The sequence below is a fragment of the Pseudoalteromonas sp. J2K-J031 genome, assembly GCF_058197095.2.
In genome coordinates this window covers 2,768,061-2,780,257 of sequence record NZ_CM200279.1, presented here as the reverse complement: position 1 = coordinate 2,780,257, position 12,197 = coordinate 2,768,061, and the positions used below count along the sequence as shown (strand labels likewise).

The 12,197-nt window shown below is 39.6% G+C and carries 7 protein-coding genes; all 7 read left to right on the top strand.

Annotated features, from left to right (window positions below; all coding sequences use genetic code 11):
* Positions 1–30: 30 nt before the first annotated feature.
* From AC3KZC_RS12520 to AC3KZC_RS12490, 7 genes are read left to right on the top strand one after another with little or no spacing between them, the layout of a single operon-like run.
* Positions 31–561 (top strand): hypothetical protein, encoded by a 531-nt coding sequence (locus AC3KZC_RS12520; protein ID WP_490578448.1) that lies wholly within the window; start codon positions 31–33, stop codon positions 559–561.
* A gap of 1 nt (position 562) precedes the next feature.
* A complete protein-coding gene (locus AC3KZC_RS12515) occupies positions 563–1,060 on the top strand; it encodes an NlpC/P60 family protein (RefSeq protein ID WP_490578449.1) in 498 nt (165 codons plus the stop codon).
* On the top strand, positions 1,047–1,385 hold the full coding sequence (locus AC3KZC_RS12510) for an MPN domain-containing protein (protein ID WP_490578450.1): 339 nt from the start codon (positions 1,047–1,049) through the stop codon (positions 1,383–1,385). Before AC3KZC_RS12515 ends, AC3KZC_RS12510 begins: the two co-directional genes overlap by 14 nt.
* Positions 1,382–2,119: a tail assembly protein gene (locus tag AC3KZC_RS12505; protein ID WP_518525894.1), complete on the top strand. Its 738-nt coding sequence runs from the start codon at positions 1,382–1,384 to the stop codon at positions 2,117–2,119. The genes AC3KZC_RS12510 and AC3KZC_RS12505 overlap by 4 nt, the downstream gene beginning before the upstream one ends.
* 21 nt (positions 2,120–2,140) lie before the next feature.
* Positions 2,141–7,183: a phage tail protein gene (locus AC3KZC_RS12500; RefSeq protein ID WP_518525893.1), complete on the top strand. Its 5,043-nt coding sequence runs from the start codon at positions 2,141–2,143 to the stop codon at positions 7,181–7,183.
* 46 nt (positions 7,184–7,229) lie between these two features.
* Complete coding sequence (locus tag AC3KZC_RS12495) at positions 7,230–8,153, top strand: hypothetical protein (protein WP_490578453.1); 924 nt, start codon at positions 7,230–7,232, stop codon at positions 8,151–8,153.
* Positions 8,153–12,187, top strand: coding sequence for a hypothetical protein (locus AC3KZC_RS12490; protein WP_490578454.1), 4,035 nt, complete (start codon positions 8,153–8,155; stop codon positions 12,185–12,187). Before AC3KZC_RS12495 ends, AC3KZC_RS12490 begins: the two co-directional genes overlap by 1 nt.
* The last annotated feature ends 10 nt before the right edge of the window (positions 12,188–12,197 follow it).

Genomic DNA, 12,197 nt, shown 5'->3' with positions numbered 1-12,197 from the left:
TCTCATTGAGTTCCGAGGTTTGTTTTTTTGGTGTATGATAATTTAACACCTAAAATTTATTGGATTGACGACAACATGAACAATGCTAGTTTCGTGTCACCTGAAGAAGCTCATGAACTATCCTCAAGTACCCCGATAGAATTTTTAAAACTCAATATCCAAACTGATTCTGACCCTATTGTTCAACGATTTTGCGCCCAAAAACAGACATCCTTTCTTAATGATGAATGGTCACACGTACCTTTCTTTATTTCGGGATTAGGTTCTAAGAGTGGCGGTGAGAAAACTAGGCCAACCTTAGTACTACCGAACCCAGAAGGGATATACAGTTACTATATCCAAAACGGGTTCCTTGATTTTGCCCGTATCAGTTACTATTTGGCACATCCAAGCCTTTTGCCAAATACCGGTTTTGAGGTTCATCAATTCTTTGTTAGCCGTATTACTGAAGTTAATAGCCGTATGATTAAGTGCCAAATAAGCAGCCTTTCAGATGGTAACCGTTTCAAGCTACCCTCAAGACGATTCGTACAACCTGAATTCAATCAAGTGAGGCTATAGCATGACAACGCTAGAGTTGGCCTTAAAGCTTCAAGGCTACGAATACATAACAGGCTGGCAGGATTGTTACAGTGTGGTGCAAGAATTTTATGACCTTAAGTTAGGGTTAGTCTTACCAAGCTATTCAAGACCCAACCTTTGGTACATGACCTCAGAATTCAAATTCTTTGATGAACATTTTAATGAATTGGGCTTTAAAGATATAGGTGATAATCCACTTAACGTTAATGTCGGTGACGCTATCTTATTTCATATAGGTGATACTGAAACCTCGAATCACATTGCGGTTTATGTAGGACGAAACAAGATCTTACATCACATGCAAGGAAATAGAAGTTTAGTTGAAGAATACACCCCTCGTTGGCGTTATCGGGTCTCAAAAATACTTCGTCATCCAGATTTTGAAATTAAACACAATAAGAACAACCCTACGGTATTAAGCAAACTGCCATATCGATTACGCAAACAATTAAAGGCGGGTTCTAATGTTGAATTATGATTGGCTCAAACGTATTGAAACTTGGGATCTTGAGCGTTGTGGTTTGGTTCTTAATAACGGTGACGTGATTGAGGTTCCCAACCGTCACGATGACCCTAAGCATCATTTTAAAATCGTCCACGCTGATATTGAGTGCTACTTGGGTGATATATCCGGTGTTTGGCATACTCATATTGATGGGGATTTTAATCTTTCTATCGATGATTATCAGACATTTATATCTTTACCTAAGCATGATCATTTCATTATTAGCCATAAAGGAATTGCTCAATATGGTGTTGTTGATGACAAAGTTATCAATGTTGCAATGAGGATCTTCAAGTGAAAGTAACTATCGTATTACATGGCCCTTTAAAAGAACTATACAGCCAATTTATAGAAGTTCAGGCTACAACGTTCAGGGAAGCTATAACGAGTCTTCAAATGATACCCGAATTAAGCCCGAAAAGAGTGTCTGACCGTTATGTTTGTCGTATAGATGGGTGTGAAACTACAACGGATTTAGACGCCCCCCTAGAAACCCGTATGATTCATATCCGATCTGAATCGGTTTTAGGTTCTAGGGATATAACGGGTAGTGGTAACAACCCTTACGTCCGTATAGTAATCGGTATTGTATTACTTGTTATTGCCTTTATGGTGTTCTCTGTTTCAGGGGGCGGCTTAACCCAAACGGGAATGATGATAGCTTCTGCGGGTATTAGTCTGATAGCTGGCGGTATTATCCAAATACTGAACCCTATAAAAAAAGATGACAAAAGTGACGACGATAAAAACAGGTCTATTTCTGACTACCCCAATACCGTAAGGTCTGGGACACCTATCCCTTTTATTTTAGGAAAGCACAAGTTTGGTGGCCATTTATTTAGTCTTAATGCTCAATCCAAGAGTTCAAAGAATTTAGACCTAAACGCTTATATCTCGGCTAAGAACATGGCGAGCAACAATGGGTCATGGGTTAATATCTATGAAGCATTATTAACCGAAGGTAATAGAAATAAAAGACCAACGGGTGGTAGGGGACAGCCTTATTATGATGACCAAATAGCACCTAACTAAGTAAAAATTTACGGATTGACGATGATAGATAAAAAGAAAAAGCAAGGTACTTTTGCCTCTGGTTCTGGGGGTGGGGGTGGGTCAAGCGCTCGGGACAATTTATGGTCAACAGATGCCTTTGAAGCGGTATTAGGTATTTGTGAAGGGCCAATATATGGCCTAGATGGTGACACTGTAGAGGAGCAGCTTAAAAACCTTTACATAGATGACGTTGCTTTTTTAGATGCCCAAGGTTCAAAAAACTTTGAAGACACTAGTTTTCTTATTCGTTATGAAGCGGGTAATGAACTCAGTGTCATAGATGACCCAATTAAAGGCCAAGACCCCATTAAATATGTTTTGGAGGGTAACACTACCCCCCATCCAGTTGGGGTAGCACTCACGCCTAATGTTCAATTCAAAAGAACAATACCAACATCAATTCGTGGTCAATTTGATTTAGTTGAAGTTCGTATTGGTGTAAATCAACTCGCAAAGATTACTAAAAATGGATACAAAGAGACCTCGGCAGATCTGAGAATTCTTTGGCGCTATGTTGGTACAAATGAGTCATGGCGTCCTGTTCTAGGCTCAACATTAATAACCGGTAAAACTACGGTTGGCGGCTTGGTTCGGGGGTACTACTTTGTTCCAACTGAGTTTGACAAAGATATTGAAATCGCGGTTAAACTCTCTGAACCCAATTATGATTCTCATAAAGAAATTAAAGAACTTGTTTGGATTGGATATGAAACGACCAAAACAAGTACTTCGGATAATCCAGAGTATCATTTAGGTACAGCAATGCTTCAGGTTGCGGCTGTAGTTGGTAAAGAGTTGCAAAGGCTACCGACCTTTTCAGGTGTATGGAAAGGGCTTCTTTGTTCAATACCAAGTAATTATGACCCAACAACAAGAATTTATGATGACTCAAGCCCTTGGGATGGGGAATTCAAACGTGTTAAGCATTGGACAGACAATCCATTTTGGATTGCCCATGAGTTAATAACCAATAAGCGTATCGGTTATTTCTCTGTAAATCCACACGTAACGGTTAACCGGTTTTCTCTTTATGATAAGGCGGTATATGCTGATGAATTACTCGAAAATCCCGACGGTACATTTTCACCTAGGTTTACGTTTAATGGTGTCTTAACTCAGCCCTACGATGGTATGGAATTCATAAACTATATTCTAGGTTCGGCCAATGCCCAAGCCTATGATAATAGTGTTGGTCAGATAGTTATTGTTGCCGATATGAATACTCCGGCAGTAGCGACCATAACGCCCGAGCAATGTCTTGTGATTAGTGAGGGCATCGTTTTTAGTTACTCTTATACGGATTTAAAAGACAGACCAAACGAAATAACCAGCAGTTTCATTGATACCAATCTCAATTGGGAAAAGCAATATATTGGCCCAATAGTTGATACTGAGTCTCAACAGCGCTTCGGTGTTAATTTACTCGAATTCGAAAATGTTGGGTGTATCTATGCTCAAGAAGCTTGGCGCAAGATGTATTTCCGTTTGATAACCGCTCAAACCGAAACCTGTTCCGTCAGTTTTTCAATGCCAAAGAACAGTGTGTTCTTTGAGTTATTCGACATCATTAATATTGTTGATCCTGACCAAGATTGGGGTATTTCAAGTCGTATTTTAAAACTCGAAGAACGGGTTATAAGTCTCCGTGAACCGCTCTATTTTGAAGAGTTAGGCGAGTTTCAGCTTCACCTACAAACTAAGTTTGAAGGTGTCAAAACGTTCACCATTCAAATCTCTGAAATTGGTTATCATCACAAACTGTTCTTAGATTCGCCCATAGACATTGAGATACCGGAACATGCGCCTTTCTCTATCCAGCGTTCAGGTTCAGCCCCAGGTTTAGCTAAACCTTTTAGAATTATTTCCATAGCACCTAATGATTCAATGGGTGGTAGTGTTTCAATTAGTGCCGTGGAAGTTAATCGTAATAAGTACTATGCCTCTGACAACTTAATGTTGGCCGATAGTCCGAAGTACAATTTTGAAATGCCACGTAAAGGCTCGGCACCTCAAAACTTCAAAATGCTGAAGGAAGAACACCTTCAAGTTTCGGGGCGAAAACAAACAAATCTATGGCTTTCATGGGATGAAATGCCCACAGATTTCTTGAGTTCGTATTTTGAACTCTCAATGATTAAGGATGGGGTATCTTTTGGTGTTGTCGGGAAAACATCACGCAATGTGATAGAAGTGCCTGACGTTGCCTTTGGTGATTACGAGTTTAATATTGCCTTGATTTACAATGGTGAACGCTTTGAGTCCAAGTCATTAGTATGGACAGTTGATAGTTTTAGTCTTGCTGAGGATGATTATGATCCTCAAAAGCTTTTTGTATTTGCCGAGTCTAGCTTCAAGAAAACGGATCTGCATTTTGAGCTTAAAGTTCACTACCATTTTGAGTTAGATAAACCCGAAACCTATGTAGACCTTTTTCAATTACGAGAAATCGACAAAGCCATTATCATTATTAGTGATATGGATAGCGGTATTGAATTAACTCAGATTGAGACTGATACGGGTAAGATTATTTTTACGGGAAAAGACCACTTAAATATTACCCAGACTTATTTAGCTAAGAACTTGAAGATTAAGGCCATAATCCTAGATCAAAGAGGCCATTTCATTAAGTCAAAAGACTTTCATATCTTGGCAAAGGATATGCCCCTCGTAACTGAAATTGAGAAATATGCGACATCTAGGGAATTAACGGCCACACCTATATTCGACTCCTTACCTAGCTTTGACGCTAAGACATCATGGTATTTGGCTGAGGTTGACGAAAATTTATCTGCTATTAATAGAAGGTTGATTTCTTCTAGCAGTAGTCTTAACCGTTATTCCGAGATTACACCCGATACTCTTTATTGCTTATGGGTAGAGGTTGAGTCACCTTATGGTGGTATGCAGAAATACCCTGACAATGACATTGGTCTTAGATTTAGAACTTTAAAACTGAATACCCAAGACATCCCAGGATTATCTAAACTTATTAACATTTACTATTCCTCGGCGATAAAACCTCAAGCACCTTTAGATATAGAAGGTACATGGCAAGACCCGATACCTGAAAATTGGTTTGATACCCCGCCAGTAACAACCGGAATTGTTTGGCAAAGTACTAGAGTATTTTATCTTGGTGGTGCAAAAGATCCATGGTCTGAACCAAAAAGGTTTATTAATGTTTCAGCAGAACTAGACCGTCTTCGTAGTCAAATGAGCTCAAATTTAAGTAACTTGTGGGAAAGTTTAATTGAAGATGTTGGGGATATTTTTGGCACTTCTATTGAGCGTAATATTACTGAACAGGTTATTCGTCGTGTTGAATTAAACGAAACAAATCAAGAAGGTATGACTTCTATAGTTTCAGGTCTTGAAGCACGTATTAACGATGCCATTGAAGGTATCGAAGCTGTGGCCTCGAATTTACTTTATGTAAAGCAAGACAGCATAGGTAATCAACGGGCGGCACAGGTTCTAAGATTAAGTGTCTCAGATTTAAAGGCTCGATATTCAGCCACATTAAAACGACTAGATCTCGTTGAAAATAACGCTGATGGTAGCCAAAGAGCCTTTTCACTCCTAGAACAGGCCATCGAAGATTTAGACCGTGGATTAGCGGCATCAAATAGGTTACTACAAAGTTTAACAAAGGATGCTGATGGTAATGTTCTGGGGCTCAATGAATTAAGTCTTAAAGTTGAAACCCTTGATGGAAGGGTAACTACTTCCGCTGAATTACTTCAATCTGTTTCATCAAGTGTAACGGGTAGCCAAGAAGCCATAACTAGCTTATCTCAATCAATTGTTGATTTGGATGCTGGATTAGCTGCGGCAAACGAATTAATCCAAGCCTTAACTCGGGATGACGAGGGTAATCTTGTTGGCTATAACCAATTAAAAGTAGCACTTGAAACCCTTGATGGAAGGGTAACTACTTCCGCTGAATTACTTCAGTCTGTTTCATCAAGTGTAACGGGTAGCCAAGAAGCCATAACTAGCTTATCTCAATCAATTGTTGATTTGGATGCTGGATTAGCTGCGGCAAACGAATTAATCCAAGCCTTAACTCGGGATGACGAGGGTAATCTTGTTGGCTATAACCAATTAAGGGTTGAATTCAACGCCCTTGAGGAAAGGGTAAGTGCCGCCTCAGAACTATTACAAGAAGTAAAATTAACCGTCGATGGCCGTACTGAAGCTCTCACCAACTTAGCATCAAAGATTTCTACTATTGAAAATAATGTCGCAAATGCCGGACTTACTCTTTCTTCACATCAAGATCTATTAGGTGCCTTAAGTTCCAAGTTATTCCTAGAGGCTTCAACCACTGTAAATGGTGTAACTCGAATCGCGGGTATTAGGGCAGGTGTCGAGGGCGAGATTTCAAAGGTCGCTATTATTGGTGACGTTTTTGAGTATCAAAGTAGTGATGGGGATGTCCAGCTCTCTTACAACACAACAACCAAGAAGTGGATTTTTTCGGGTGAACTCTCAGCAGCAACGGGTAGTTTCGAAGGGGAAGTAAGGGCTTCTTCGGGTAAAATTAAGGGTTTATTTACCGTAGGTGAGAGTAGTGTCAAAGCAGGGCTTAATGGCCTCGGTGCGGGCTCCGAAACCGTCCGTATCTTCGCTGGTTCGGAAGACCCTAGTTTGGCACCTTTTCAAGTATTAGAAGATGGTAGTTTAAAAGCTAACAAGGCCATTATTGAAGGGGATATGACGGGTTCTAGCTTTAATGGTTTGAGGATAAAAATGGGCACATTTAGGTCTACGGTAGATGGTAACTCGACTATTAATGTGGACACTAACGAAGCCCGAATATATACCGTTTCGGATAACGATTCCTTGAATCACTATATAACAGGGCCAAAATCACCACCTTTCACACGCTTAATGGGGGTGTCTATAACCGCCTTGGGGCCAAGTACGGTGAACGTAGGTTCCAATATGCCATTAATAACTGGACCTCAAACTTTCAGATTTAACCGTGATGATGGTTATAACAATACTCAGTATTTCAGCTATTTAGCCTTTGGGCTGTAAGAACGTTAACAATTTAATCCGTTTAAAATAAAGAACAAGGAACACTATGTCCGTAATAATTAAATCGCTGGCTGCTTTTACACAAAATTCAACATTGGTTGTTTTAAGTGAGGGTGTGGATGCCGCCAACGTTTCTTTTGGGTCGCTTCTTAATGTTGATGGGTATTATTTGCCTTTTGAATGTGACTCGGGTCAAGATAATAAAATCAGCCTAACCGAACCATGGCCACACGCCTCGGTTTCGGGCGTGGCCATCATGATAACCTACAGCCTTGAGGGAATACCTGCAGCAATAGCCAAGGCGAGGGAGGCTGCTAGTTTTATCAACTCGAACCATGATGTTGTAAGTGCTTTTACACAAATTTTAACTTCACCAAACGATACCGTAGAAGTGGTTATAAACTCACAAGGCCACAAAGCTAATGTTGAAACCTACAGCGGTTTAGTTCGTAAACTTAATACAGCAATAAACAGCGCTAGAAGTACCACGTTTTCATCTTTAGGTGATACACCCGCCAACTATCAAAACCAAGGTGGTAAAGCCTTGGTTGTAAAAATGACTGAAAACGGTATTGATTTTGTGGACTTCCCCGAAGCCATTGTTAATGATGGCGGTGGCCAAGCAACCGAGGAAATTACCGCAGCTAGTGTAAAACTGGCATTTAGCAAAGATAACGGTCAGATAAACCAAGTTCAGGGCGCTATTGACTCCTTGTTTACAAGCGTTAAATCAATGAATTCCACATCAAGTAACGTAGGCTTACCTATTAACTCCGAGTGTTTTATTAACAGTGCCGCCAATGTTTACATCGCACCAAACGGCACGGTATGGCTGCGTTATGGCCACACTTCAAATAATCCAAGTGATATAGCGGCATATCCATTGGCAACGGTCACCAACGGTGCCATTGGTGTGGCAACGGCTTACGTCAATGAAATGGGTGTTCCAGCTTATACGAGGGTTAAATAATGAGTCTTGTTTTAGATAAATTAGAGACTAAATCTCTTTTGTTAGACTACAGATATTGGTCAGTTTCAAAAACCTATAATGATGGTTTTTCCCGCTTTCTTGTTGGTTATCATCAAGACCCCTCTGAAAGTGGCCGAAAAATTAATTATCGTATAACAATTTATCGCTTTGGAGATAACCAGCAACAGGCTACCTTTATTTATAATCTCAACACCGCTGCCTATCCTTCGAGTAGAGCTTTTACAGCGTATGGCCATCATTGGCTGCTAGTAAGGGGTTTTAATGATCTAACTCAAATGTTACGTATTAGTCCTAGTTTAGGTGTGGTTTCTACAATAGAAATGGGTCGATTTTCGGGTGATGTCACGTGGGATGGTGAACATCTTTGGACACTGGTTGGTAACAAAGCAAATAAATATAGTCTTTGGGGGACGTTAGTATCTGTAGTGAATATTACGGGTGTTGAACTCAGCCCTACAGCGCTACATTCGCTTGTGTTCACAGGCACACATTTTTTAGTGAAGACGTTTAGGGAGTCCATCTTAAAAGTCTTCAATAAAGAGTGGCAATATGTTGACACCCTAGTAATGTCCGTAACAACAGAGATTTCTCATGGTATTGAGTACAACAACAATAAGTTGTTTGTCCTTCTTCATGGTTATGATTCTGAAGGGGAATTCTCGAATTCTATAACCTATAACCTACCCCCACAATATTGTGGTGTTATCAATGAAGTCCCAGAGATAGGGCCAGAGATAGGGCCAGAGACAGGGCCAGAGACAGAACCAGAGACACCAACTGGCACGTTCTCATGTAAAGGAGCTACATCAGAAAGCTTCCAAGTAACACGTACTGGTTTAACTCTTGCTGGTTTAACTCGTGTTTGGGATGCAGCCTATGATGCCAGCACTAAGAAATATCATGTTGCCACAGAGTTTAGTAATAACTTAATCCCTACCTTTGACAATACAGGTAAATTATTAGCATCGTATGATGTAGCAAAAGGTGGTTTTGCTAACTGGGTTATAACAGCAATCAATGGTAACGTTTACACTATGGATCAGTACTACCTTGCTATTTTTAAAAGTAAAGATGGAGTACTGGATGATGCTTTCAGCGCTAACTCTAAAACTGATTTTAGAATTGCTGAAACTAGTATATTTGGTCTAACCGCATACATGGAGGAGGAAGTTCCTGTAGTCCTTGCAGCGCGTAATACTGAGAGTAAACATGCTTTAGGAAGAAAAGGAATAATCTACCGTAAATTCAATGCTGATACTGGTGAAAAGATTGGCGAAGATATAACAGTAGACTATGGCGAAATAATGACAGGTCGCGGTGTAACTGTATACGGTGGATTTGCTTGGATTTCTACAGCAAGCTTTCTTACTGACTTTTCTGATACGACACTTAAAGTCTACTTCATTATCCAGTTGGATCTGAAGACACTTAAACCAACAGGAGTAAGATTTTCTTATTATGATGCTGGTTTCAGAACTGCTGATTTAGTGGGTCATGGTGGTTATGGCATAGCTTCAGATGACAAAGGCATATTCATCACTAAGTGGGATGGTACGATTTTCCATATCAATTCTGACGGTTGTAAAATCCAAGACGTAGAAGAGGTATTGTATGACTGTGACCCTGCTAATGCGGAAGAGTTAAATACATATCCAACGGTTAATAAGATGTTATTCTACAGTACGACGACTAAAAAAGTTTCGTTGCATGATAGAGCTGCTTCAATTACTACATCACCTATCCCAGTGGGTAAACATAAATATCTTAAGTTTACTGCTTCAGGTGTCATTGATAATAGTTATATACAAATGACGTATAGTTTAGATGGTGGTACAACTTTTGAAGGGCCAATACATAGAGTCAGGCCTCCTTCTGATTCTATGAAAACGGGAGGAACTGGCGGGTTTTGGTATTACCGAGTACCAGAAGGCGCTACACACGTAGTCTGTAGTTATGGTTCTACAAATAACCCTTTGTATGATTTATCAGTTAAACCTACGACCCGATACCATACAACGTTGAAAGAAATTGGTAGTGACGTCCCTCTTATCTTTAAAGTATCAGAGGAAGAGGGGTTCTTTGAAGCTAAAACTACCGAAAGAAAAGCGAATACTGGTTTTATCCCAGTAAAAGGGCTATCCAGTGTAACTATTAAAATTGCTGATGGATTAGAGATACCTTTAGCGTTCACAGCATATAGTAAAGATTACGTATGGCTAAACGGTGTAACTCATAGTACGAGTTTTAAGGGTGGAGGCACACATACCTATACTTTACCTGCGGGTACGGAGTATCTCATGATGACATCTTTTGTATTCACAGGCGTGGGTGCTTTTGGTAATGCTATTTCACTTGCAGGTATGAGTGGAGATGTAGAAGGTGTAGATGATACGGGTTATATTTGCCGAGTTAAAGATCCTGAGCCTATAGGAGATAAAAAATATTTAGAACTTTTTGAAACTATGGAAAAACCAATGGCTGTAATGCCACCCGAAAAAGCCGAGCATAATATACCTTTAGATCAGATGGAATTGACTATTGATTTTGTAAAGGTATATGCGGGTTCTTCCATGTTGGTCGGTCAGATACTCAATGGAGCAATGGATGTTTCATTTAAGAAACTAAACAATGATCCCACAGACATTAATTACGTTTTTTTGTTTTCGGTTGATAATTATGGCTTCAGAGTAGTAATCCCTTTTGTTAGTGGATCACCTTTAGTTATTACATTTATTGCCGATGCTATAAATAATGTGACATCTTTAAAGATAAACGGTGAGGTCGTAAAATCTTGGGATTTTACTCCTTCAGAATGGAAGGGAAAAAAGTTTGAGCAACCAATATTTCTGGGTACTACCTTTTCAACATCGGGTCTCTGTATTAATGCGGTTCTTAACTATATTGAATTAAAATCGGGGTCATTTCATTCAAAATGGGAGTTCGACGACCTGAGCTTTTATTCCATTAACCCTAGAGAGAGTGATAAGAATATTGAGTTTAAGGTCTCTTTAGGAGATATGAAAGCATATAATACGGATTCGACCTTTCTTTCCTTTTTAGATATTTCCCAAAGTACCAAACCTAAAAAATGTCGCCAGTACTTAAATTTTTCTAGATACAGTTATAATGAAGCGGTAAAGAATTATAACAAAAGTGATGTTAATCAGAGTCTAACCTTGAGAATTGCCTATGATAACAAAGACCCCATTTTCTTACCGCCAAACAAGCCTATTGATTTCAGGTTTAATCTTAATCTGAAAGATTCGTCAAATCCTGAAAATTACAACATTATATTTAGTGGTTCAAATAATATAGCCTTTCACCCAACGACAAAAATATTACGTATAGATACCGATGAACCTTTGGAGTTTGATTTAAGTGGCTATATAACCAATGACCAAGACCATAGTATTTCTGTACGTAGGGCATCTAAGGATCAAAATTGGGTCATAAATGTTGATTGTGTACCTGTATTGTTCTACCAAAGTCCCGTCCCGTTGCCTTTTATAGAGCTTTACGAGATAGGAAATAATACTTTTGATAACGGTTTAGGTTTTAGAATTTGGGATATAGCTCTACGTTTATTATATGACGAGCTTTATTTCTTCCCCCTTGATGATGGCGCTGGAACCAAAGAGGGCGATTCTATACATAGACCTGCAGTTGGGTTTAGTAATTTTAATTCCACGGGCCCAATCTTTGGTTCTGTCTATGATAGCCTCTGGGAAGAACTTTGTTCTGGTGAAGGTGAAGGTGAAGGTGAAGTTCCAACCAAGCCACGTCCTTCGGCACCAGTATTGTTTGCACCGGCCACGCCAATCAATTCATTGAGGGCTATAAATTCGGTCGTTGACCATTTTATTGATACTGAGGGTTCGGAGTTTTTCAGGACGGGTTATATCTCTTATGCCACGGCAAGATTCCCTAACGCTAATAATGTTAATGGTGCCATTGGTATCGCCCAAGAGTTATTCAGTAAGAGCGGTCTTAGATTGTACCTTAGAGTAAAATAGTTCTATCATA

What these genes read in the sequence shown, in the direction of transcription:
- AC3KZC_RS12495 (WP_490578453.1), top strand. Translation starts at nt 7,230, where the DNA reads ATGTCCGTAATAATTAAATCGCTGGCTGCTTTTACACAAAATTCAACA.
- AC3KZC_RS12490 (WP_490578454.1), top strand. Translation starts at nt 8,153, where the DNA reads ATGAGTCTTGTTTTAGATAAATTAGAGACTAAATCTCTTTTGTTAGAC.
- AC3KZC_RS12515 (WP_490578449.1), top strand. Translation starts at nt 563, where the DNA reads ATGACAACGCTAGAGTTGGCCTTAAAGCTTCAAGGCTACGAATACATA.
- AC3KZC_RS12500 (WP_518525893.1), top strand. Translation starts at nt 2,141, where the DNA reads ATGATAGATAAAAAGAAAAAGCAAGGTACTTTTGCCTCTGGTTCTGGG.
- AC3KZC_RS12510 (WP_490578450.1), top strand. Translation starts at nt 1,047, where the DNA reads ATGTTGAATTATGATTGGCTCAAACGTATTGAAACTTGGGATCTTGAG.